We start from the raw sequence: 22,560 nt of genomic DNA, 5'->3' as shown, positions 1-22,560 counted from the left end.
TCGGCGTACCGGTAACTGTGCAACGGTGACGGTCAGTGAAGTGTTTCATTACAGGCCCTCCCCGTCGGTCAGGTAGGTGTCGGCCATGTCGTCGAGGAGAGCGGCAGCGCGCCGAACATCAGCATCCAGGGGACGATCCCTGTCGATGGGTGCGATCTCCGCACTGATCTCGCTGAGAATCTCTGCGCACAGCGGCGCTGTTGGCTGCCGGGTTCCCACACCTGCGGCTTGGCGCAGGACGACGGCAAGGGACCCGTGCAGGAGCCGCAGCTTTGTCGCGAGGTCGAGGGCGTTGAGCGCAGCCTGGGTGCCGAATGGAACCACGTCCTGGTTGTGGAGGTTCGTCGGCAGGCTCTGGATCGAGGCCGGTGTGGCGGCGCGACGCATCGACGCGATGAGTGCCGTGGCCGCGAGTTGCACTCCCTGCACGGCATGTTGACGGCCCGGCTCGGGCGCCAACATGGGCGGCAGCCCTCCGTTGCGGTGCGGATCGATGAGTAAGTCAAGCTGCCTCTCGGCCAGATTTCCGAGCTGCACGGCGGTCACGGCGAGCGCGTCCCCGCTGAACGCGGCCGGCTGACCGAAGAAGTTTCCGCCGTGCGCGACCACGTCCTGCTCCGGGAAGAACAGCGGATTGTCACTGATGGCGTTGATGTCATCGCGCATCACGCCAGCGCAATGCTCCACGAAAGAGGCTACGGCGCCGATCAGCTGAGGAGCGCAGCGGATACTGTACGGCTCCTGCAAACCGCGCGCTTCTGAAGGAACGAGGCCCTTGAGCAGCTGGTTGATGCGTTCACCTGCCAGAGTCGCGTGCGGGTGCCCGAAGGCGGCGAGCAGCCTCGCGTCCACGAACGCAGCGGAGCAGCCCAGGATGTCCACAAGCAACGCAACGAGCAGCACCGCGCCGCGCAGCGACCTCTGCAGGGAGGACACGGCCAGGGCACCCGCGCCCGCGGTCAGGGACGTTCCATTGACCAAGGCCAGAGCGTCACGCCCGTCGAGCTCCACCGGCTTCAGGCCCAGCTTCGTGAGAGCCTCACCGGCGGTAAGACGTTGTCCGCCTGTGTAGGCATGACCATGGCCCTGCAGCGCACGGGCCATGTAGGCGAGCGGAATCAGATCGCCGCTCGCCCCGAGTGACCCCAGCCGGGGCACGGCCGGTGCGAAGTCCGTCCCCATAGCATGTGCCAACCCTTCCACCACGGCGAGGGATGCCCCGGACCGGCCCTGGCACAGCGAATGCAGTCGGACGAGCATCGCCGCCCGCACTACCGAAGGCTCCAGGTCCACACCCTGGCCTGCAATGAGGTGGTTGAGCGCGTTCTCGCACTGCTCCGCCGTGGTCTCGCGCCCGCGGAAACTGACCAGCGGGCCGAACCCGGTCGTCGCCCCGTACACGGACCGGCCCCTGTCCAGGCTGCCGAACATGAAGTCGCGACACATCTGAATGCGGTCGCGCACGGTGCCATCGATCCGAATTCTCACCGGCTCACGCATGCGATCCAGGTCGCGCAGCCGCAGCTGCGTACCGGTGGATATCTGCAGCGTTGTTTCGGACTCATCGGCAGGCGAAGTCACTCGCACCTCCGTACAGGCAGCAGCAAAAGCCCCGCATCTCGCGGGCTCCCATGCCGCGGCGCGGCATCGGCCTTTGTGTTCTGCATGGTGGGAAACGAGAACGACGTGCCGGAACCCGGGACCTCCCCCTGATGCGTGAATACGTTGAAAGGTCCCGTTGCGCTCTCGTGGACTCCTCTGGTGGCTACGTGAGCCGGGCAGACCTCCGACCTCCGCAGACGGGGCCCGGGCGGTGAGTCCCTTCAGCCCGGATTCGCAAGGCCGGACGACGAGCCGACGGGGCGGGGCGGAGCGGGGCGGGGCGGGGCGGGGCGGGGCTGAGTCTCGCCTTGAAGGTGCACCCGGCTGCCCGGGCAGGCATGACCTCGTCACCATGCTCGAGAACTCATGCCCTAGGCCTCGATGAGTGCCAACCAAGTCCGCGAGAGCTGTGAGTCAGTACGGAACCCGCGGTGATGCTTCGCGAAGTACCTTTTCGTGTGGTGGACGGCCGACGTTGCCAGCAGCGACCATATGTGCGATTTTGAAGTGGAGCCCGGCAGTAGGGCTTCCGGACGAGGGGTGCCGTACCCGGTGTGCGACAAGACGGCCCGTACGGAGGCTGTCATGTCGTGGCTCATTCTCGCTTTCTCGGGCGTTCTGGAGGCCGTGTGGGCTACAGCCCTGGGAAAGTCGGAGGGTTTCAGCCGGCTCGCCCCGTCCCTGGTCTTCGTCGTGGCCCTGTCCGGAAGTATGGGCGGGCTGGCCTACGCCATGCGGGACCTGCCCACCGGCACCGCGTACACGGTGTGGGTGGGTATCGGCGCGGTGCTCACCGTCCTGTACGCAGTGCTCACCGGCGGTGAGCCGGCAAGCGCTCTGAAGATCATCTTCCTGGTGCTCGTCGTCGGCAGCGTGATCGGCCTCAAGGCCGTCTCCTGAGAACGGCTGACGTGATGCGGCTCGGCGTCGACGCCAGCAGACGCACGCACCCGAGCCGCATCAGAGCCTCACAAGATCCTCGCGGCCATCATTCTTGTGGCCGCCAATTCTTGTGGCCGCCACGGGCCGCACCGCTTCATCCTCGATGAACTGGGCGCGGGCGGGGACCTGGGCTGGTCACGGTGCGTGATCGAACCGCCTTGATCCGCCTTGGACGACATGACTCGCTTCCGTCACGAGTCTTCGTCGCTCATTGATCATTGCCGAACGATTCGATCGCGCGCCACGCCGGCCGCTCCCCTCCGCCCGATGCCTCGTCCCACCGTTCGTCCTGGCCAGTCGCCGGTTCGCCCCAGCCGGGACGTGCGGTCTCCCGTCAGGTCCGGTGGCTCTCAGGAACGGATGCGGTCGAGGGCCGGGAGGGCGCCGAAGGAACGGCGTCGAGCAGTTCCTCGTGTTCGGTGGCGGAGCGGGCGGGATCGGCCCCGGTTGCGAGGTACCGCCGGTGGCTCTCCTCCCGGCTTTCGGCGAGTGAGCGTTCCAGAGCGTCCAGGATCTGCGTCAGGCTGCTGTTGCCCGCAGCTGCCACCAGCGCCTGATGGAAGGCGACGTCCGTGCGTATTCGGGTGGGCATGTCGAGCGGGTTGGCGCGCTGCTGGGCGATCGCCTCGCGGGCTCGGGCGATGTGCGGCCGGGTCTGCGGCTCCTCTGGCCCCGCGATGCGCTGCGCGGCAAGTCGAGCGGCGTGCACCTCGAGCGCCTTGCGGACCTCGGTGAACTCCATGAGTGCGCGCTTGTCGCGCAGGACCGCGAACGCGACGAACTTCTCCACCGGCAAAGCGTTCGGTGAGGCGACGACCGCCGGCTTGCCCTGGCGCCGCTGCACCAGACCCCGTGCCTCAAGGGTCTTCACGGACCGTTCACCACCGGCGATCTGCTCCAGGGCCGACCCTCTCGTTGGCGTTGGCGATGGCAGGCCGCGCAGCGGCCTGCGAGGACCTTGGGGGGAACGGTGCGGCAGCACTGTATGCCGCGGTCGCGCACGAGCGCTGCTTACCTGATCTCCTCTTGATTGGCTTGCGTGGTGGGGCACTTCAGTTCGACGGCGCCGACCCGGCGGTTCTGGAATGCAGCAGCCCGGCCACCGCGCGGGAGAAGTCCAGAGTGGATCTGACCATCCCGAGGGTGCCGGTGGGCGAGACCAGCGAGCTCACGGTCGAGGCCGCTTGGGAGCGCCCGCCGACAGGGGCAGCGCGTCAGGCTTTCGGGGGTGTGACGAGCGTGTTGTCGCTGGCCCGGCCCGCGAGGTGGTCCTCGATGTTGGCCACGGTGGTGCGGGCGATCTGGCCGACGGCTTCCTCGGTGAAGTATGCCTGATGCGAGGTGATCAGCACGTTGCTGAAGGTCATCAGTCGGGCGAGGCGTTCGTCTGTCATCACCTCCAGGGACTTGTCCCGGAAGAAGACGCCGGCCTCCTCCTCGTACACGTCGAGCCCGACTCCACACAGTCGCCCCGCCCGCAGGGTCTCCAGCAGGGCGTCGGTTTCCACCAGGCCGCCGCGACTCGAGTTGACCAGGATGGCGTCGTCCTTCATCAGCGCCAGGGCCTTGGTGTCGAGGAGGTGATGGGTGTCCGGCGACAGTGGCACATGCAAGCTGACCAGGTCAGCTTCAGCGAGCAGCCGCTCACGCGGAACGTACTCCATACCGAGGGCGAGGCAGTCGGGATTCTCGCTGATGTCCCAGCCGAGCAGTCGCATTCCGAAGCCGTGGGCGATCCGTGCGAAGGCGGCCCCGATCTTTCCGGTGCCCATCACCCCGGCGGTACGGCCGTGGAGGTCGCGGCCCAGCAGCCCGTCGAGCCGGAAGTCGAACTCCCGCGTCCGGTGCACCGCCCGTACGATACGGCGGTTGACCGCCAATGCCAGCATCCAGGCGAACTCCGCGACCGAATACGGCGAGTAGGAGGAGACCCGGGCCACCGACAGGCCGCATGCTTCGGCGGCGGTGAGATCGATGTTGTTGTAGCCGGTGGACCGCTGGGCGATCATCCGGGTGCCGCCCTCGGCCAGGGCGCGCAGAACCTCGGCGTCCAAGTTGTCGTTGACGCTGCTGAGCACCACTTCATGGCCGAGCGCGGTCGGTGCGGTGTCGCGGTCCAGGAAAAGACCCAGGCAGCGCAGTTCATGACGACCCTCGAACGCCTTGTCGAAGGCGTTCCGCAGCAGTGGCTCCTCGTCCGCGAGGACGCCGTACCCGACGATCTCCACTTGTGCTCCTCCCATCGCTCCCGTTGATCTTCAGTACACCGTAGGACGCGATCGCCACAGGCGGCGCGAGACGGAAGGACGACGGAGTCGGCCACGACGGGGTGCCCTCTCTCCTCCTCCCCGGCCCCCACGCCGGAGGCAGCAGATCGATCGCGTCGCGCGCACGTCGGCCGACCGGGACGGCGGCCCTCCACCCGGCGCAGTACCTGCCCCGCGACATTCCGGGCTGCGGCCTTCGCGGACGCGCCGTCCCGCTGTCGCGGGTGCCACTCACGGGTGTGGAGCAGCAGCAGTGGCCGGTTGCGGCGCTTCGCTTCGCGGGCCGCCCACTCGGCGGTGCGCCTGGTGGTCAGTCGTGGGCGACGACGGCGACGGGCACGGTGGCGTGGTGCAGGAGAGCATGGGTGACGGAGCCGATGCGGGTGCCGACGGAGGCACGGCGGATACGCCGGCCGACGATGACCAGGCACGCCTCGCGGGCGGCTTCGACCATGAGGAACGACGGGCTGCCGAAGCGGGATTCCGCAGTGGTCTCGACGTCGGGGTACTTCTGCCGCCAGGGCCTCAACGCCTCGTTCAGGGCATCGGTGTTGCTCTGCGCCATCATCCCGCTCACCTCGGCCACAGGGGCCATGGCGTAGCCGTAGAAGGCGGGGAGGTTGCAGCCGTACAGCACGCGCAACGGCGCTTTGCGCATGGCGGCCTCCTCGAAAGCGAACTCGATCAGCTCCGGGTCAGGGCCGCCGATGTCCAGTCCGAGCAGAACGGGGCGGAGTGAGGCTGCCGCGGCACGGACGTCCGCCGGCTCCTCCCGCCCGTCCGTGTTCTGCTCCCCGGCGCGGACCAGGACGACGGGCCGCTCGGCGGAGGCGACGACAGCCAGACCGACCGAGCCGGCCAGAAAACCGCCCACCCCGCTCAGGCCCCGTGAGCCGAGGACGAGCAGTTCGTCATCCCGGGCGGCACGCACGAGAGCCTCGGCGGGCCGCCGACCGCTGAGCCGCTCGACGGTCACCCGCACTCCAGGATGACGCAGCCTCAGGCCCTCGGCTGCTTCGCGTCCGATGCGCTCGGTCCAGCGCTGGTGGGTCTCGGTGCCGCGGAGCGGAAACTGCGCCATGGGTTCCGGCACCGGTTCCCGGACCTGGACGAGCCGCACGGCCAGCCCGCGCAGCTCCGCCTCACGGGCCGCCCACTCGGCAGCGGCGCGGCTCTGCGGAGAACCGTCGAGGCCGACAGTGATACTGCGGGTCATGATTTCAACCTCCTGAATCCGGGCCACCGATTCCCGATGGCGTGCGCGACGTACTGGATCTTGTTCGGATGTTCTGAACTGCAAGGGCCACCCCGTCGGGGTCGCCAGACGGCTGACGGGGCGTCTCCCCGGGCGTGGAGGAATCAGCGCAGCCAGGCGTGGTCGCGGATGACGGGGAGCCCGGCCCACATCCGGCCGAGGCCCCAGGTGGTGCCCGCACCGGCAGCCGCGACGGCGATCAGTGCCACCGCGTAGATCACGTGGTAGTCGTCGAACGGATTCGTCGACATGCTCGGAGAGCCGTTCGCCAGGTGCTTGGCCGGCGGCCACTCGGCGAGCCACATCAGCGCCATCATCGCGGTGCCCGCGACGGCGGCCGGGCGCAGTGCCAGACCGGCCATGACCGCCGCGCCGATACCGAGCAGCCCGAGCATGAACAGCCAGTCCGCCCAGGTCTGGCCGGCCCACGAGTGGAACGTGGATTGCATGGGACCGGCGGCGACACCGCTGAGGAAGCCTCTGGTCGGGGAACCGCCGTCGATCCAGCCGTGGCCGGAGGCCGTGGCATATCCGAGGCCGAAGGTCTTGTCCAGGAACGCCCACAGGAAGACGAACCCGGTCAGCACGCGCAGGGACGCGAGAGCGCGGGCCTGACCGGTGTGCACGGCGGGGCGTGCCGTGTCGGCGGTTGCGGAGCCGGTCCGGTTCTCGCGGAGTGGCAGGTGGAATCCGGGGGTGCGGTGAGAATGCTGGTGCACGGCCATGGTGGTCGACCCTTCCGGCGCAAGTCTGCGGGTGGTTGCGGCTTGGCTTCTGCCACTCTCGCGTGGTGCGCTGCGCCGCACCGTGTGCCGAAGGGCTCCGGCGGTGGGGCTGAACGTCCCTCTCGCCGGGGCCGGTCGGCGGTGCAGCCGCGATCCTCCTGACCCGGTGGCCCGTCCAAGGATCAGCCGGCCTCCCGCCAGCCCTTTCGCCAGGCGGGGCCATCCCTGCGGGCGCGCAAGGATGGCCCCATCACGGTCAGCACCGGAAAGCCTCCGATGGACTGCTCCCCTGTGCTCCCCTCCAGGTTCGCTCAGCGGGAGACCCTGTCGGCCACCTCACTGCAAGAGCTCGGCGTCGGCGCCGGAGGGGCCGTCCGGCCGGCGATGTTCACCGTGGCGGCCGTCGAGGGCCCGTGGCCTTGTGCTGCGCCAAGCGCAGCCCCCTGCCGCTCGATCTCACCGCCCAGCGACGGCAGACGCTCGTCGCCGCGGCGGCCAAGGGCTGAGGGCCACCGCGGTGGGACGCGGATGCCCACCACGGAGGGAGGGTCGGACACGTTCGGGCCGTGCGTCACAGAGCACGCAACAGGTACTGGGTACTGAAGCCACCGCTGGTGGAACAGCTCAGCGTGCTGCGCATGGAGGTGTAGGTGAATCCGGAGGGAACGGTGCACGCCCACAGCCCGGTCGTCGGGGTGCGCAGCAGATACTGGGTGCGGAAGCCGCCGCTGGTGGAGCAACTGATGCTGCTGCGGGTGGAGGTGTAGGTGAAGCCCGACGCCGGCACGCACGACCACAGGTTGTCGGTGGGCTGCTGGACGTAGTACTGGGTGCGGAAGCCGCCGCTGGTGGAGCAGCTCAGCGTGTTGCGGGTGTTCGTGTACACATAGCCGGACGGAACGGTGCAGGACCAGAACGCGGCAGACGCCGTCGTGGTCCCGCGCTCCGGTGCCCGCGGTGCGGACGCTGCGGCAGACCCGTTCGCTGCCGTCACAGCGGCGGCGGCCGTAGCCGCGACCACCAAGGTACGCAGTGCCGTTCTCAGCATGGGAAAGTGCTCCCCTCATCGGTCGTTCCCCAAGCAGAACCAACGGGTGGGGGGCCGACCGGAGTCTGCCCCGCCCGGCCGCCGCTCAGCGCACTCGGCCATGCTGACAGCACGGCCGCTCGCCGCCTACGCCTGTATCCGGCCACCCTCGACGCCGGCGAGGAAGGCACGCATGTTGGAGCAGCGGTGAGCCAGGAACGAGGCATGCGGGACCACGGCGCCGGGCAAGCCGCTCCCGTGGGAGCGCGGCAGCCGGCTACCCGGCACGCAACCTCTGTGTATGGCGGCACCCGTTGTCCTGCGGGCTCCCGCCGATCAGACAGGGGACCAGCTCGACCGGGTGTGCGCGGACCCCGGAGGCGCAAGGGGCGGCTCCGCACCTTCGCCGTGTGCGCAAGGCCGGACACTTCCTCTTCGCCTTCGCCGACGTATCCACAGCTCCCGGCTACCGCCGACACACCGACCGGAGCGGGGTCTTAGGGTGGTCCTCGGTGAGGGCTCGACGTCCCGTGGGGTGATGTCCGGCCGGCGATCATGATGGGCACGCTTGTGAGGACCGGCAAAACGGCAAGAGGAGCTGCGGTGGACGAGGACAGCCAGGACTTCCGCGCGGCCGGGGATGCCGGAGCCCTGCCGCAGCTGCGGTTGGACGAGCTGCTGGACGGCCTCCAGCAGCAGGTGGCTCAGGTGCGGGCGGCACGGGACCGGGTCCACACGCTGCTGGACGCCGTACTGGCCATCGGCTCCGACCTCGATCTGGAAGTGGTGCTGAAGCGCATCGTGGAGTCCGCCGTCTCCCTGGTCGACGCCCGGTACGGGGCGCTCGGTGTACTGGGCGAGGACGGGACGATCAAGCAGTTCATCACCGTGGGCATGGACGAGGCGACCATCGCCCAAATCGACCACTACCCGCGTGGTGAGGGGATCCTCGGCCTGTTGATCCGGCACCCGGAGCCGCTGCGCCTGGTCCGCCTGTCGCAGCACCCCGAATCGACGGGCTTCCCGCCGGGACACCCGCCCATGAGCAGCTTCCTCGGCACGCCCGTCCGGGTGCGTGAGCAGGTCTTCGGCAACCTGTATCTGACCGACAAGCAGGGTGCAGCCGAGTTCGACGCCGACGACGAGGCTGTGCTGCGCACCCTTGCCGCGGCGGCCGGTGTGGCGATCGACAACGCCCGGCTGTACGACGACGCCCGCCGGCGACAGCGCTGGCTGGCGGCGAGCAACGAGCTGACGCGCAGCCTGCTGTCCGGCACCGATCCCGGCGCCGTGCTGAGATCCTTCACCGCCACGGTGCGGGAGATGGTCGACGCGGACCTGGTCACCCTGGCCGTACCGGTGGGCGACAGCGGGGAACTGGTCATCGAGGCGGCCGACGGCAACGGCGCGGAGAAGGTGCGCGGTCTGGTGCTGGGCCCCGGCGCGCTGGCCGCCAAGGTGTACACCTCCGGTGAGACGATCACCAGCGACGCTGTCAGCTCCGATCCCCGTGCGGAGGGCGGCAGTGCGACGCTGGTCGAGCTGGGCCCGGCGTTCTTCGTGCCGCTCGGCACCCGGGACCACGTCCGCGGTGTGCTCCAGATGGCGAACGTGCCGGGTGGACCCTCGTTCCACAAGTCCGTCATCGACATGGTCATCGGCTACGGCAACCAGGCGGCGCTCGCCCTGGAGGTCGCCGAGCACCGACAGGACGCCGAGCACATGCTGGTGCTCAACGACCGTGACCGCATCGCCCGCGACCTGCACGACCTGGTCATCCAGCGCCTGTTCGCCGGAGCCCTGACCCTCCAGTCCACGCTCGGACGCCTCACCGACCAGCCGCGACTCGGCGACCGGGTGCAGCGGGTGGTGGACGACCTGGACGACACTATCAAGGTCATCCGCTCCACGATCTACGCCCTGCGCGAGCAGGACCGGGCCCGCAGCGATGGGCTCCGTGCCCGCCTGGTGAGCGCCATGGAGCCGGGCACCCAAGCCCTCGGTTTCACACCGGCACTGCGCATGACCGGTCTGCTGGACACCAATGTTCCGGCCGAGCACGCCGACAACCTGCTGGCCGCGCTCGGTGAGGCCCTCTCCAACTCCGCCCGGCACGCCCGGGCCACCTCGGTCGACGTGAGTGTGGAGGTCACCGAGACGCGGCTGAGGCTGCGGGTGACGGACAACGGTCGCGGCATCGACCCGGCCGTCAGCCGCCGCAGCGGCCTGGCCAACCTCCGGCAGCGCGCCGAGGAGCTGGGCGGCACGCTCACGATCGGCCCGAACGAGCCGACCGGTACCCAGGTCGAATGGGTGGCCCCGCTGCCTTCCGCGTCGTGAGCCCCACCCACCGCCCCCGGCCACGTGCCGCGCCGGGCGCGCCAGGCACCCGGTCAGCCGACGCGTTCCCCGCAGTCGTCAACGGCGATGGCCTGGACGGGCACGCACCCGCACCCATGGGCACCGTCTCCGTCAGCGGGTGGGCTCCGGTGCCCCGGTACCGACACGGGCGCGCACGGCCGCGACCGCTTCCCACTCCTCGGGACCCAGGAACGCCAGCGCCGCGGGAAAGACGCCGTCCTGCTCCTTGAGGATGTGGTCCCGCAGCAGGTCCAACACCTCGATCAGCCGGTCCGGCCACCCCGGGTCGGCCGGAAGGCCGACCGCTGCCTCCCGGAGCACCGCGTCGACCCGGCGGTGCTCGTCCTCCAACGTGCGGATCTTCTCCGGGAATTCGGCGGCCATGGCCGGGAACAGGCCGTGCTCCTCCACCCGGGTGTGCGGCTCCAGCACCTCGGCGATCTTCCGGGCGGTGCCGATCATCCGGGAGACGTCGCCGCCGCGGCGAGCCTCACGCGCGTGGCTGATCAGCGTCACCACCGCGTCGTGTTCCCGGGTCAACTCCGCGATGGCCGTCAGCGACTGGCAGCCGCAGTACTCGCACATGGACTCTCCCCTCCTACGCGGTGCCGCCGGTGCACTGCTGCCCGGCCGGCGTCCGGTGCGTGACCTCGCTGCGCACCCCGGTCTCGGTGAAGGTCAGGGCCGCGGCGGCCACCACGGCGAGCAGGACCAGACCGATCGCGTAGGAGCCGAAGGCGCCGTACACCGAACCCATCACCAGCGGCGGGACGAAGCCGCCCAGTCCGCCCGCGGCGCCGACGACACCGGTGACGGAGCCGACCTTGTCTGCCGGAGCCAGCAGCGCGACCAGAGCGAAGACGGCTCCGCTCCCGGCACCGAGCGCGGCGGCCATGGTCAGGAAGGCGATCGTGCCAACGGGGGCCAGGGACGGGGTGAAGGACTGGACGAAGGCCCCCGCCAGCACTAGGGCGAGTGATCCGGCCAGCACCCGGACCGGGCCGACGCGGTCCGACAGCCAGCCGCCGACCGGACGCATCGCGACCGCTAGGAGCACGAAGCCGGCCATGCGGTTCGCGGCGTCCGTCTGGGAGAGGCCGTAGCCGGTCTTGAGGTAGGTGGGCAGGTAGACGGAGAAGGCCACGTAGCCGCCGAAGGCGACCGCGTAGAGGGCCGACGCCTGCCAGGTGACGCCGAGCTTCACGGTGGCGGCCAGACGGTGGACCAGGGGCTCGGCGGGCGCGGCGTGGCCGGGCGCGTCCCGCATCACCAAGGCGGCCACCACCGCGTAGCCCGCCAGCGCAGCCGCGGCGATCAGGAAGGGGCCGGCCATGCCGTGCGCCTCGACGAGCTTCACCGTGGTCAGGGCGCTGATCGCGGTGCCGCCCATACCGGCGCCGAAGATCCCGATCGCCAGGCCGCGCCGCTCGGGCGGGAACCAGGCGCTGACGTACGGCACACCGACGGCGAACGCGGTACCGCCGATGCCGAGGAAGAACCCCCCCACCAGCAGGGCGGCGAACGTGGAGTGACCGGCCAGGCCCAGGTAGAGCACCGAGACGATGGTGGCCGCGGAGACCAATGGGAACATCACCCGTCCGCCGAACCGGTCGGTCAGCGCGCCCACCGGGACCCGTCCCAGCGAGCCGACCACCACCGGCACCGCGACCAGCAGCGACTGCTCGAACGAGGACAGGTGCAGGCTGTCCTGGAAACGCGGGCCCAGCGGGCTGAGCAGCGCCCATGCCCAGAAGTTGATCGCGAAGCCCACCGTGGCCAGCACCAGCATCAGCCAGGCCCGGCCCGATACCCGCTCAGGTGCCGACGGAGAGACTTCGTTTCTCCCGGACTGTTGGAGCACCATGTGTTCCTCCTGCTCGCAGTGGCTCGCCGCGGTGTTGCCGGACGGCTCAGGCGGCCTGAGTACAGGCTTCGCGACATGGGGCGCTCACGCACGGGGCCCTCGGTACCTCCCCCCGGACCGGTCCGGCCCGTCTTGAGGGCCATAAGGCCCCGCTCGGCGGGGCGGAGGCCGGGCCGAAGGGCCCTTCGCCGGGTGGCCGGAACGCTCCTCCGGCTGCCTGAGGCTCCCGGGCTGCCTCCCGGTCGTCTCCCGACCCTCGGCCGGGCAGGACGGGACCGGCAGGCACCGGGTGAGGACCGTCCGGCCCTACGCGGGACCGGTTGCACGAGCGAACATGGAGAAATGCTTCCAGATGACGGCTTTCACGCACTCGACCGGCAGGAGTGCCTGCGTCTGCTGGCCAAGGTGCCGGTGGGCCGCGTCGTCTACACCCGGCAGGCCCTGCACGCGATCCTTCCGGTCAACTTCGGTCTCGACGCGGATTCCTCCGTCATCCTGCGCACCTCGGCGTCCTCGCACCTCGTCCACGCGATCGACGGAGCCGTGGTGGCCTTCGAGGCAGACGACTTCGACGCCGAGGAGCGCTCGGGATGGAGCGTGGTCGTCACCGGCCGCGCCGCCGTCGTGACCGACCCGGCCGAGCACGAGCGCCTCTCCCGGACGGGGCCGCAGTCCTGGGTGGACGTACAGGACGGCGTCTTCGTCCGTATCGAGTCGGAGATGGTCACGGGGCGAGTCGTCAACGGCGCCGGCAGCGCGGACCGACGGGTCTGACGGGCGCCCCTGGCCGGATGTTCCGGACTGGGTGCACCGGGCCGGGGCCGAACGCCCTGGACTTGTCACCGCACCGTGCCCTGCACAGCCGCCGCGCCACGCCACCGGCCGGCCGGCCGCGCCGCGCGCCGTCCGCCCGGCCGTACCGCCGCTGCCTGTTGTCGCGGCCGCCTTCCCCACCTGCCGCGCTCCCGGCCCCATGGCCCGGTTTCCGCGCTGCCCGCGCAGCGCCCCTCCCGTTTCCTCCACGCTCTCTCCTCTCCTTGCCCGTACCGCCCCTCCCTCCCCTCCGCCGTTCCGGCTCTCCCGGCGCCCTCACGTGTCCCGGCTCCCGCGCCTGTGTGCGGGGGCCTGGCAGCTACGCCGAGGCGCGCGGGATGCGGGCACCTTCCGGACCGTAGCCGTAGCGGATCAGCAGCTGGGGGCTGCACCGGCGGCGCGCGAGGCCCGTCGCCTCCCGCAGGTCCGGCCATTCCATCGCCTGGTGCAGGATCGAGGTGCGCACCTGCTGCTCGGTAGCGGTGAGCAGTATGTGTTCGAGGGCCTGACCCGCCCGCAACCAGTCCTCCCGTCGGTCGTTGGAAGTCCACAACAGCGCCACCTGCACATGGCGTTCGAAGCGCACATCCGGGCGGCGCAGCACTGGCAGGGGGCCGGTGAAGTCCCGCAGCGGCACACGGCCACTCGCGTCCTTCGGGCCGAGGGCGGTGAGCGGGATGCCGTAGGGGAGGTCGGTTCCCGGCGCGGTGATCCAGGCGCGGCTCTCGGCCGTGTGTGCCGGACTGGAATGGTGGCGCTCCTCGGCCGCCGCGGTCAGGGACAGCAGCCGCCGTGTGGTGGCGTAGTCCGGTGAGTGCAGCCGGGCGCCCTCGGCCTGGGCAGCGGCGATCATGTCCGCCACGACCGGCTCGGGCACCGGACGGCCGGTGAACGGCAACCTGCTGGTGTGGCGCCGCTCGACGGCCGGGTACAGCCGCCCGATCTGCGGCGGCTCGCCGGCAGGTGTGGTCAGTTGCACGGTTGCCACCAGGTCGGGCTGGTCCGGTTCGGGCAGCAGCCGCACCACCGGATCCCAGCCCAGGTGAGCGGCGGCCACCCGGAGGTTGAAGACCGCGGCGCCCACGGACAGATGCTGCGCGCGGCGCTCCGGGTCCGCCAGCGGCAGGACCCGCCTGTCGTCGAGGCGGACCTCGACGGACCGGGTGGCCGCCCGCATTCCGAAGCGCCACGGCTGGGTGTTGTGGATCGACGGTGCCGCCACCGCGGCGGCCATCAGCGTCTCCAGGACGGTGGCGTCGATTGCCCGGGGGCTCATACGCTGCTCCTCACCTCTGACGAGCGGGCCGCTGCTGCCGCGCGGTTCCCCGTCGTCCTCCACTCTCGGTCGTCCTCTGGAAGCCCGGCGAGGGTTGACCGTCCCTGCCTCGGGACCGGACGGCCCGGAACTCCGGCCGCCGACCGGGCCGTCCGGTCCTGGGGAGGGCGTCGAGGCGCTCGGCGAGCTCAGGTGGCGGGCAAGGCCGTCGCGAGCAGGACGACGCCCAGGGAGCCGACCAGCGAGACGACCGCCAGTGCGCGGGCCGGATCGGTGCGGCCTTGGCCCATGTCGCGGTCGTCGTTGACGAGGGTGACCTCGAAGACGTCACCGACCCGGCCGCGCAGGGTGGGTCCCGGGGCGGTGCCGCCGAAGGTCCACATCTGCTGCTCGACGCCCGGGGCGACCTCGGCCTTCTCGCGCCGGACGTGCAGTTCGACCTTGTGCACCTTGCCGGTGGCCGCAGCCGGGAGGGCTGCCGAGCGCGGCTGCCGGCCGGAGGTGAAGTCGGCCGAGAGGTCGGGACCCGAGCGCGAGGCGGCTGTGGTGCCGTCGGCCTTCCCCTTCGTGCCGCCGCTGTCCTGCGCGTCTGCCCGGGTACCGCCACCTGCCGCGTCGGTGACGACGATGTCCAGGATCATGCCGGCGGCGCGGTGCCCGGGTACGGTGCACCACGCCTTGCGGTCCGCCGTGACCGTACCGAGGTCGAGGGTGCCGGACTCGCCCTCGGCCGGCGCGCGGGTGCGTCACCGCGCTGGTCGGGGCCACCGGGCCTGGCGTGGTCGTCCGCGTCGCCGGGCTGGAGGACGGTGAGCGTCCTGCGCCCGTCCGCCCGGGGCCCGTCGTGGATTTCGCTCATGAGGTTCCTCGCTGTGCTGCCGCCTGGTGGTCAAGGCCCAGGGCACCGCCGGTGCCGTGCCGCTCCGTCGGTCCGGACAGCAGCTCGACCAGTTCCCGCCCGAACGCGGCTACCTGGCCCAGCAGTTCCTTGGCGGCGGCGGTGTCGAGTTCGCGCGGATCGCGACTCGGTACCGCCTCGGCACGGCAGTGCAGGCACGTCAGCGGGCAGGCACGGATGGACTCCCAGATCACGATGAACGGCTTCTCGCCGGTGTCCTGGTGCTGTCGGCGCACGGCCCGTACGCCGCTCACCGGGCCCTCCGGCACGCCGTGCGGCCACCAGGGATGCGTCCGGCCGCCCGAACCCCCTGGTGCGCGTGGCGGACGGCCGGACAGGGACCGTCCGGGCCCGGGTACGGCGCCGACGACGACGGGGGATGGCGGCGGAGACGGCCGCGCCGGCGCTTGTTGCGGTCGTACACGGGACACCTCCGGATCGGTCGCTGGCCAGCGTGCCGCACGGCGCACGCCCGGCGCGGCGGCAGGTGGTCCGGAGCGCTGGGAAGGCCGGAGCCGTCCGGCTCCGTGGCGGTCCGGATGGTGCGGCGGACCGGTGGCCAACGGCTGGGAGGCGGGGCTCCCCGGCGCCGGCCCCCGGGACCAGAGGCCTACCGGTGCAGGCGAATGTCAGGCCGTACAGGTCCCCGGCCAGGGCCGTTCGGCCCCGGGGCTCGGCGCGGGGCCGGACCCTAGCGTTCTCGACCATGGAGAACGACCAGAACGTACGACCGGGACAGTCGCACGCCGCGCAAGGCTGGCCGCTGGCCGCCCGGCGACTGCTCACCCGCCGCGAGACCTCGGCCGACGGCAGGGCCGTGTTCGAGGATGCCGACGGCAAGTGGGAGGGGTTCTATCGGGGCCGCTGGGCGCACGACAAAGTCGTACGGTCCACGCACGGCGTCAACTGCACCGGCTCCTGCTCCTGGATGGTGTATGTCAAGGACGGGATCATCACCTGGGAGCACCAGGCCACCGACTACCCGTCGATCGGCACGGACTGTCCCGAGTACGAGCCGCGCGGCTGTCCGCGAGGCGCTTCGTTCTCCTGGTACACCTACTCCCCCAGCCGGGTCCGCTACCCGTATGTACGCGGCGCGCTGCTCAAGCTGTGGCGCGAGGCCCGTGAGCGCCTCGGCGACCCGGTGGCGGCCTGGGCCGAGATCACCTCCGACCCGGCGAAGGCCCGCGCCTACAAGCGGGCGCGCGGCAAGGGCGGCCTGATGCGCACCGACTGGGACGAGGTGACCGAGCTGGTTGCCGCAGCCCAGGTGCACACCGCCGAGCGGTACGGCCCCGACCGGGTGGCGGGCTTCTCGCCCATTCCGGCGATGTCGATGGCGTCGTTCGCGGCCGGTGCCCGCTACCACTCGCTGATCGGCGGCACCCTGCTGTCCTTCTACGACTGGTACGCGGACCTGCCGGTCGCCTCGCCGCAGGTCTTCGGCGACCAGACCGATGTGCCGGAGGCGGCCGACTGGTGGAACGCCGGCTACCTGGTCATGTGGGGCTCCAACATCCCGGTGACCCGCACACCCGATGCCCACTTCCTCACCGAGACCCGCTACAACGGCACCAAGGTCGTGGCGGTCAGCCCCGACTACGCCGACAACGTCAAGCACGCCGACGAGTGGCTCGCTCCCCATCCCGGCACCGACGGGGCACTGGCCATGGCCATGGGGCATGTGGTGCTGCGGGAGTTCCTCGTCGACCGTGAGGTCCCCTACTTCCAGGACTACCTGCGGAAGTTCACCGACGCCCCGTTCCTGGTGTCGCTGCGTGAGCACGCGGGGGGCGGACTGGTCCCGGACGGCTTTCTGACCGCGGCCGACCTGGGCCGGGACACGGAGCACGCGGAGTCCAAGACCGTCCTCGTCGACTCGGCCACCGGCGAGCCGGTGGTGCCGGGCGGCTCCCTCGGCTTCCGGTGGGGGAAGACCGAACCGGGCCGCTGGAACCTCGACCTGGGCGACACCGTGCCCGAACTGAGCCTGCTCGACACGGCGGAGGAGACGGTGGCCGTGGCCTTGCCCCGCTTCGACACCGGCAGCACGGAGGGCGGCTCGGTGATGGTGCGCGGGGTGCCTGTGCGGCGCCTCGGCGGGCGCCTGGTCACCACCGTCTTCGATCTGATGCTGGCCCAGTACGGGGTCGGGCGTCCCGGTCTGCCGGGAAGCTGGCCCTCGTCGTACCAGGACGTGTCCGAGCCGTGCACCCCTGCCTGGCAGGAGACGATCACCTCGGTGCCGGCCGAGCAGGCGGCACGGATCGCCCGGGAGTTCGCCCGGAACGCGGAGCGGACCCGGGGGCGCTCGATGATCGCTATGGGAGCGGGGACCAACCACTGGTTCCACTCCGACACCATCTACCGGGCATTCCTCGCACTGACCACCATGACCGGGTGCCAGGGCGTCAACGGCGGCGGCTGGGCGCACTACGTCGGCCAGGAGAAGGTCCGCCCGGTCACCGGGCAGCAGCACCTGTCGTTCGCGTTCGACTGGCACCGGCCCGCGCGGCACATGGCCGGCACCTCCTACTGGTACCTGAACTCCGGCCAGTGGCGCTACGAGGCGTTCGGGCCCGACGAGCTGGCCAGCCCGCTCGGGCAGGGGAGGTTCCGGGGCAAGGCGTTCGCCGACTGCCTGGCGCAGGCCGTACGGCTGGGCTGGACGCCGGGCCACCCCGGTTTCAACCGCAACCCGCTCGACCTGTGCGACGAGGCGGCGCGTGCGGGCCGGCCGGTCGCCGAGCACATCGTGGAGGAGCTGAAGTCCGGCCGGCTGCGGTTCGCCGCCGAGGATCCGGACGACCCGGCCAACTTCCCCCGGGTGCTGACCGTGTGGCGGGCCAACCTGCTGGGCTCGTCCGGCAAGGGCAACGAGTACTTCCTGCGGCACCTGCTGGGCACCGACGCGGCCGTCCGCTCCCAGGAGACCCCGCCCGAGGGGCGGCCCGAGGACGTGGTGTGGCGCGAGGAGGCCCCCGAGGGGAAGCTCGACCTGATGGTCACCATGGACTTCCGGATGACCTCCACCGGACTGTTCTCCGACGTGGTGCTGCCCGCGGCCACCTGGTACGAGAAGGACGACCTGTCCAGCACGGACATGCACCCCTTCGTGCACGCCTTCACACCCGCCATCGCCCCGCCCTGGCAGGCACGCACCGACTACGACACCTTCCTGGCCATCGCCGACAAGTTCAGCGAGCTGGCCGGTGAGCACCTGGGCACCCGCGCCGACGTCCTGGCCGTGCCACTGCAGCACGACACCCCTGACGAACTCGCCCAGCCGGGCGGTGCCGTCCAGGACTGGAAGACGGGCGAGTGCGAGCCGGTTCCCGGCCGGAACATGCCGAAGATCGTCGTGGTCGAGAGGGACTTCGCGGCGACCGGGCAGAAGATGCGCGCCGTCGGCCCGCTGCTGGACACCCTGGGCACCAGCACCAAGGGCGTCACAGTGCACCTGGACCAGGAGATCGAGGAGCTGCGGCACCGCTGCGGCACCGTACACGACGGTGTCGCCGCCGGACGGCCCTCGCTGGCCACCGCCTCCGACATGTGCGAGGCGATCCTGGCCCTGTCCGGCACCACCAACGGGCGCCTGGCCACCGAGGGCTTCCGCGCGCTGGAGAAGCACACCGGCAGCGAGGGCCTGGTGGAACTGGCCGCCGAACGCGAGGCCGAGCGGATCACCTTCGCCGACACCCGCACCCAGCCCCGTGCCGTGATGACCTCCTACGAGTGGTCCGGTTCGGAGACCGGGGGCCGCCGCTACTCCCCCTTCGTCATCAACGTCGAGCACAAGAAGCCCTGGCATACCCTCACCGGCCGTCAGCACTTCTTCGTCCAGCACGACTGGATGGCGGAGCTCGGCGAACAGCTTCCGGTCTACCGGCCACCGCTGAACGCGCCACGCCACTACGGCGACGAGCATCTGCGCGACGGCGACCGGGCCGAAGTGACCGTCCGCTACCTGACCCCGCACTCCAAGTGGTCCATCCACTCGAACTACCAGGACAACAAATACATGCTCGACCTGTCCCGGGGCGGGCCCACCATCTGGATGTCCACCGGCGACGCCGACAGGATCGGCGTCAAGGACAACGAGTGGGTCGAGGCATACAACCGCAACGGCGTCGTCGCCGCCCGTGCCGTGGTCACCCACCGGATGCCCGAGGGCACCGTGTACATGTACCACGCGCAGGACCGCACCGTGAACGTTCCCAGGACCGAGGTCAGCGGCAAGCGCGGGGGTATCCACAACTCCTTGACGCGGCTGCTGCTCAAACCCACTCATCTCGCGGGCGGCTACGCCCAGTTCACCTACGCGTTCAACTACTACGGGCCCACCGGCAACCAGCGCGACGAGGTGACCGTCATCCGCCGCCGCTCCCAGAAAGTGGAGTACTGAGATGAAGGTCATGGCCCAGGTGGCGATGGTGATGAACCTCGACAAGTGCATCGGGTGCCACACCTGCTCCGTCACCTGCAAGCAGACGTGGACCAACAGGACCGGAGTCGAGTACGCCTGGTTCAACAACGTCGAGACCAAACCGGGCGTCGGCTACCCGCGCCGCTACGAGGACCAGGAGCGCTGGAAGGGCGGCTGGATGCTCGACAAGCGCGGTCGGCTGGTGCTGCGGTCCGGCGGCCGGGTCAAACGGCTGCTGTCCCTGTTCTCCAATCCCGACCTGCCCTCCATCGAGGACTACTACGAACCGGTCACCTACGACTACGACAACCTGGTCAGCGCGCCCGCCCAGGACGACGTCCCCGTCGCACGCCCCCGCTCGGTCCTCACCGGCAAGCCCACGGCCATCACCTGGGGCGCCAACTGGGAGGACGGCCTCGGCGGCGCCCCGGAACACGCGGGCGGAGACCCGAACCTGAGCGGTGAATGGGCCCAAAAGGTCAAGTTCGAGTTCGAGCAGACCTTCCTCTTCCACCTGCCCCGGCTGTGCGAGCACTGCCTCAACCCCGCCTGTGTCTCCGCCTGCCCCTCGGGCGCGATGTACAAGCGGGTCGAGGACGGCATCGTCCTGGTCGACCAGGACAGCTGCCGGGGCTGGCGGATGTGCGCCACCGCCTGCCCGTACAAGAAGGTGTACATCAACCACGCCACCGGCAAGGCCGAGAAGTGCACGTTCTGCTTCCCGCGCATCGAGGCCGGCCAGCCCACCGTCTGTTCCGAGACGTGCGTCGGCCGCCTGCGCTACCTGGGAGTACTGCTCTACGACGCCGACCGGGTCGGAGAGGCAGCGGCCACACCCGACGAGAAGGACCTGCTGGACGCCCAGCGCGGAGTGTTCCTCGACCCTTCCGACCCGCAGATCGTCGCCGCGGCGAGGCGGTCGGGCGTGCCCGAGGACTGGCTGGAGGCCGCACGCCGCTCCCCGGTCTACGACCTGGCCATGCGGTACAAGGTGGCGCTGCCCCTGCACCCGGAATACCGGACGATGCCGATGGTCTGGTACGTGCCGCCGCTCTCCCCGGTGCTGGACGCCGTGGACGCGGCCGGCGGCGACCAGGACGACCCCGACCACGTCTTCACCGCCGTCACCCGGCTGCGCATCCCACTGGAGTACCTCGCCGAGCTGTTCACCGCCGGGGACACCGATGTCGTCGCCGGAGTGCTGATGAAACTCACCGCCCTGCGCTCCTACATGCGCGAACGGTCCCTGGGCGAGCCGGGCGACGAGACCGCGCTGCAGGCGGTGGGCCTGACCGGCCGCGAGGCGGAGGACCTGCACCGACTGCTCGCCGTGGCCAAGTACGCCGACCGGTACGTCGTCCCCGCCGCGCACAAGGAGGACAGCGCCGCCCTCAGCGCGATGGAGAACCGCTGCCCGGTCGAGTTCTCCGGAGACGCCCAGCCCACCGACGGACGCCGCGTGATGCTCGGCATCCCCACCCTGCGCCGCCGTACGTCCGATGCCCCCGCCGGAGGTCACCTGTGAGCCCGCTGCCCGCCACCGTCCCGGCCGCCGTCCGCACCCGCGTCCGTGCCGCCCTGAGCCCCCGCGGCCGCACGCCGCGCCCCGCTCGCCGGGGGCGGCCGTCCCCGCTCACACCCGAGGAGACCGAGGCGCGGGCGCTGCTGCTGCGCCTGATGTCCCTCCTGACGCAGTACCCGGACGCCGAACTCACCGACGCCCGGCCCGTCATCGCCGCCACGGTGCGGGCTCTGGCCCCGTCCCCGGCCGCCTCCGAGCTGGCCGCCTTCACCGGCTGGCTGGCCGAGCAGGAACCGGCGGCGGTGGAACAGCACTACGTCGAGATGTTCGACCTGCGCCGCAGGAGCAGCCTCTACCTCACCTACTATCTGCACGGCGACACCCGCCGCCGCGGTATGGCCCTGCTCACCCTCGCCCAGCGCTACCGCGCCGCCGGCTGGGACACCGACGGCGGGGAACTGCCCGACCACCTTCCCCTCGTCCTCGAGTTCGCCGCGCTCGCCGGGCCCCGGGCGGGCGAGGCCCCACTACGGCAGCACCGGCGCGGCCTGGAGCTCATCCACCGGGCCCTGACCGACGCGGAATCCCCCTACCGGCACGTCCTGGCGGCGCTGCTGAGCCTGCTGCCGCCGGCCACCGAAGCCGATCTGCGGGCGGTGGCCGAACTGGCCGCACAGGGGCCGCCCAACGAAGACGTCGGTCTGGACCCGTACGGAGCAGGCGAGTTCGCACCGCCCGGCACGTTCGTCCCACCCGAGCAGGCCCCGCCCACTCTCGCGACGCCACCCGCCGCTCGCCGTCAGGAAGATTGCCGATGACCACCTCCGCAGCCGACCTCCTGCTGTGGGTCGCTCTCCCCTACGTCTGCCTGGCCGTCTTCGTCGTCGGCCACATCTGGCGCTACCGACAGGACCAGTTCGGCTGGACCTCCCGCACCAGCCAGCTCTTCGAACACCGCTGGCTGCGCTGGGGCAGCCCGCTGTTCCACCTCGGCGCCTTCATGGTCATCGGCGGACACATCGTCGGCTTGGCCGTTCCCGACTCGTGGACCGAGGCCGCGGGCATCAGCGAGCACGCTTACCACGCCACGGCGGTGTGGGCCGGTTCGGTGGCCGGCATCGCCATGGTCACTGGGCTGGGAATGCTGTGCGCCCGACGGCTGCTGACCAGGCGCATCCGCCTTGGCACCGACCGCAGCGACAAGCTCCTCTTCCCTCTGCTGGCCGCCACGGTGCTGCTGGGCATCTCCGCGACCGCCGCCCACAACGTCTTCGGTGCCGGCTACGACTACCGCGAGACCATCTCCGTCTGGTTCCGCGGCATCTTCACCCTGCGGCCGCAGCCCGAGGCGATCACCGGAGCCCCGCTGCTGTTCCAGCTCCACGCCCTCACCGCCTGCCTGCTCTTCGCGGCCTGGCCCTTCACCCGCCTCGTCCACGTATGGAGCGCACCCATCGGCTATCTGTCCCGCCCCTACCTGGTCTACCGGCGACGAGCCATAGCCCAGGCGCCCGTGCCGCACAGTGCCCCGGCGCAGCAGCCGGGCACCCGGCGCACCCGACACCCGGCATGAGCACCT

The 22,560-nt window shown here is 70.8% G+C and carries 18 protein-coding genes and 1 riboswitch; of the genes, 7 read left to right on the top strand and 11 right to left on the bottom strand.

Translation table 11 applies throughout. From position 1 onward, the window contains the following. Positions 1-48: 48 nt before the first annotated feature. Positions 49-1,581 carry an aromatic amino acid ammonia-lyase gene (locus tag HC362_RS33330; RefSeq protein WP_243088069.1) on the bottom strand — a complete coding sequence of 511 codons (1,533 nt, stop codon included), beginning with the start codon at positions 1,579-1,581 and terminating at the stop codon, positions 49-51. Between the two features lie 528 nt (positions 1,582-2,109). Further along, positions 2,110-2,176: riboswitch (guanidine-III (ykkC-III) riboswitch) on the top strand. 11 nt (positions 2,177-2,187) lie between these two features. On the opposite strand from HC362_RS33330, the gene HC362_RS33325 reads away from it, so the two are divergent. Beyond that, positions 2,188-2,502, top strand: coding sequence for a multidrug efflux SMR transporter (locus HC362_RS33325; protein WP_243088068.1), 315 nt, complete (start codon positions 2,188-2,190; stop codon positions 2,500-2,502). A gap of 376 nt (positions 2,503-2,878) precedes the next feature. Here HC362_RS33325 and HC362_RS33320 read toward each other — a convergent pair whose 3' ends face one another. The 5 genes from HC362_RS33320 to HC362_RS33300 all read right to left on the bottom strand — a co-directional run bounded on the left by HC362_RS33320 (position 2,879) and on the right by HC362_RS33300 (position 7,839). Then, on the bottom strand, positions 2,879-3,415 hold the full coding sequence (locus tag HC362_RS33320) for an FCD domain-containing protein (RefSeq protein WP_243088067.1): 537 nt from the start codon (positions 3,413-3,415) through the stop codon (positions 2,879-2,881). A 343-nt stretch (positions 3,416-3,758) separates the two neighbouring features. Continuing rightward, positions 3,759-4,772, bottom strand: coding sequence for a 2-hydroxyacid dehydrogenase (locus tag HC362_RS33315; protein WP_243088066.1), 1,014 nt, complete (start codon positions 4,770-4,772; stop codon positions 3,759-3,761). Positions 4,773-5,121: 349 nt separating this feature from the next. Beyond that, a complete protein-coding gene (locus HC362_RS33310) occupies positions 5,122-6,027 on the bottom strand; it encodes a universal stress protein (RefSeq protein WP_243088065.1) in 906 nt (301 codons plus the stop codon). A 143-nt stretch (positions 6,028-6,170) separates the two neighbouring features. Further along, entirely contained in the window at positions 6,171-6,791 is a 621-nt protein-coding gene (locus HC362_RS33305) for a hypothetical protein (RefSeq protein ID WP_243088064.1), read from the bottom strand. A gap of 571 nt (positions 6,792-7,362) precedes the next feature. After that, complete coding sequence (locus HC362_RS33300) at positions 7,363-7,839, bottom strand: hypothetical protein (RefSeq protein ID WP_243088063.1); 477 nt, start codon at positions 7,837-7,839, stop codon at positions 7,363-7,365. A gap of 582 nt (positions 7,840-8,421) precedes the next feature. Here HC362_RS33300 and HC362_RS33295 point away from each other — a divergent pair. Beyond that, the gene (locus HC362_RS33295; protein ID WP_243088062.1) at positions 8,422-10,158 is read left to right on the top strand and encodes a GAF domain-containing sensor histidine kinase; all 1,737 of its coding nucleotides are present in this window, start codon (positions 8,422-8,424) and stop codon (positions 10,156-10,158) included. 132 nt (positions 10,159-10,290) lie between these two features. On the opposite strand, the gene HC362_RS33290 is transcribed toward HC362_RS33295, so the two are convergent. Together HC362_RS33290 and HC362_RS33285 are read right to left on the bottom strand one after the other, a co-directional pair. Continuing rightward, entirely contained in the window at positions 10,291-10,764 is a 474-nt protein-coding gene (locus HC362_RS33290) for a hemerythrin domain-containing protein (RefSeq protein ID WP_243088061.1), read from the bottom strand. A gap of 13 nt (positions 10,765-10,777) precedes the next feature. Next, entirely contained in the window at positions 10,778-11,968 is a 1,191-nt protein-coding gene (locus HC362_RS33285; RefSeq protein WP_243088922.1) for an MFS transporter, read from the bottom strand. Between the two features lie 417 nt (positions 11,969-12,385). On the opposite strand from HC362_RS33285, the gene HC362_RS33280 reads away from it, so the two are divergent. Continuing rightward, positions 12,386-12,817 (top strand): pyridoxamine 5'-phosphate oxidase family protein, encoded by a 432-nt coding sequence (locus HC362_RS33280; protein ID WP_243088060.1) that lies wholly within the window; start codon positions 12,386-12,388, stop codon positions 12,815-12,817. 358 nt (positions 12,818-13,175) lie between these two features. Here HC362_RS33280 and HC362_RS33275 read toward each other — a convergent pair whose 3' ends face one another. From HC362_RS33275 to HC362_RS33265, 3 genes are all read right to left on the bottom strand, one after another. Further along, positions 13,176-14,132: a hypothetical protein gene (locus HC362_RS33275; RefSeq protein ID WP_243088059.1), complete on the bottom strand. Its 957-nt coding sequence runs from the start codon at positions 14,130-14,132 to the stop codon at positions 13,176-13,178. A 188-nt stretch (positions 14,133-14,320) separates the two neighbouring features. Then, positions 14,321-14,773: a hypothetical protein gene (locus HC362_RS33270; RefSeq protein WP_243088058.1), complete on the bottom strand. Its 453-nt coding sequence runs from the start codon at positions 14,771-14,773 to the stop codon at positions 14,321-14,323. A 214-nt stretch (positions 14,774-14,987) separates the two neighbouring features. Beyond that, positions 14,988-15,284 (bottom strand): hypothetical protein, encoded by a 297-nt coding sequence (locus tag HC362_RS33265; RefSeq protein ID WP_243088057.1) that lies wholly within the window; start codon positions 15,282-15,284, stop codon positions 14,988-14,990. Positions 15,285-15,736: 452 nt separating this feature from the next. Here HC362_RS33265 and HC362_RS33260 point away from each other — a divergent pair, with 452 nt between their 5' ends. From HC362_RS33260 to narI, 4 genes are read left to right on the top strand one after another with little or no spacing between them, the layout of a single operon-like run. Further along, positions 15,737-19,438 carry a nitrate reductase subunit alpha gene (locus HC362_RS33260; protein WP_243088056.1) on the top strand — a complete coding sequence of 1,234 codons (3,702 nt, stop codon included), beginning with the start codon at positions 15,737-15,739 and terminating at the stop codon, positions 19,436-19,438. A gap of 1 nt (position 19,439) precedes the next feature. Beyond that, on the top strand, positions 19,440-20,984 hold the full coding sequence (narH, locus tag HC362_RS33255; protein WP_243088055.1) for a nitrate reductase subunit beta: 1,545 nt from the start codon (positions 19,440-19,442) through the stop codon (positions 20,982-20,984). Then, positions 20,981-21,799, top strand: coding sequence for a nitrate reductase molybdenum cofactor assembly chaperone (gene narJ, locus HC362_RS33250; RefSeq protein WP_243088054.1), 819 nt, complete (start codon positions 20,981-20,983; stop codon positions 21,797-21,799). Before narH ends, narJ begins: the two co-directional genes overlap by 4 nt. After that, positions 21,796-22,554 (top strand): respiratory nitrate reductase subunit gamma, encoded by a 759-nt coding sequence (narI, locus tag HC362_RS33245; RefSeq protein ID WP_243088053.1) that lies wholly within the window; start codon positions 21,796-21,798, stop codon positions 22,552-22,554. Before narJ ends, narI begins: the two co-directional genes overlap by 4 nt. Positions 22,555-22,560 lie beyond the last annotated feature (6 nt).

This window comes from Streptomyces sp. 891-h (assembly GCF_022760275.1).
Classification (GTDB): Bacteria; Actinomycetota; Actinomycetes; order Streptomycetales; family Streptomycetaceae; genus Streptomyces; species Streptomyces spirodelae.
This window is presented reverse-complemented; position numbering and strand designations above follow the sequence as displayed.

Coding starts and splice junctions, on each gene's coding strand:
- HC362_RS33325 (WP_243088068.1), top strand. CDS start 2,188: ATGTCGTGGCTCATTCTCGCTTTCTCGGGCGTTCTGGAGGCCGTGTGG.
- HC362_RS33310 (WP_243088065.1), bottom strand. CDS start 6,027: ATGACCCGCAGTATCACTGTCGGCCTCGACGGTTCTCCGCAGAGCCGC.
- HC362_RS33305 (WP_243088064.1), bottom strand. CDS start 6,791: ATGGCCGTGCACCAGCATTCTCACCGCACCCCCGGATTCCACCTGCCA.
- HC362_RS33300 (WP_243088063.1), bottom strand. CDS start 7,839: ATGCTGAGAACGGCACTGCGTACCTTGGTGGTCGCGGCTACGGCCGCC.
- HC362_RS33290 (WP_243088061.1), bottom strand. CDS start 10,764: ATGTGCGAGTACTGCGGCTGCCAGTCGCTGACGGCCATCGCGGAGTTG.
- HC362_RS33285 (WP_243088922.1), bottom strand. CDS start 11,968: ATGCTGGTGCTGGCCACGGTGGGCTTCGCGATCAACTTCTGGGCATGG.
- HC362_RS33280 (WP_243088060.1), top strand. CDS start 12,386: ATGCTTCCAGATGACGGCTTTCACGCACTCGACCGGCAGGAGTGCCTG.
- HC362_RS33275 (WP_243088059.1), bottom strand. CDS start 14,132: ATGAGCCCCCGGGCAATCGACGCCACCGTCCTGGAGACGCTGATGGCC.
- HC362_RS33270 (WP_243088058.1), bottom strand. CDS start 14,773: ATGATCCTGGACATCGTCGTCACCGACGCGGCAGGTGGCGGTACCCGG.
- HC362_RS33260 (WP_243088056.1), top strand. CDS start 15,737: ATGGAGAACGACCAGAACGTACGACCGGGACAGTCGCACGCCGCGCAA.
- narH (WP_243088055.1), top strand. CDS start 19,440: ATGAAGGTCATGGCCCAGGTGGCGATGGTGATGAACCTCGACAAGTGC.
- narI (WP_243088053.1), top strand. CDS start 21,796: ATGACCACCTCCGCAGCCGACCTCCTGCTGTGGGTCGCTCTCCCCTAC.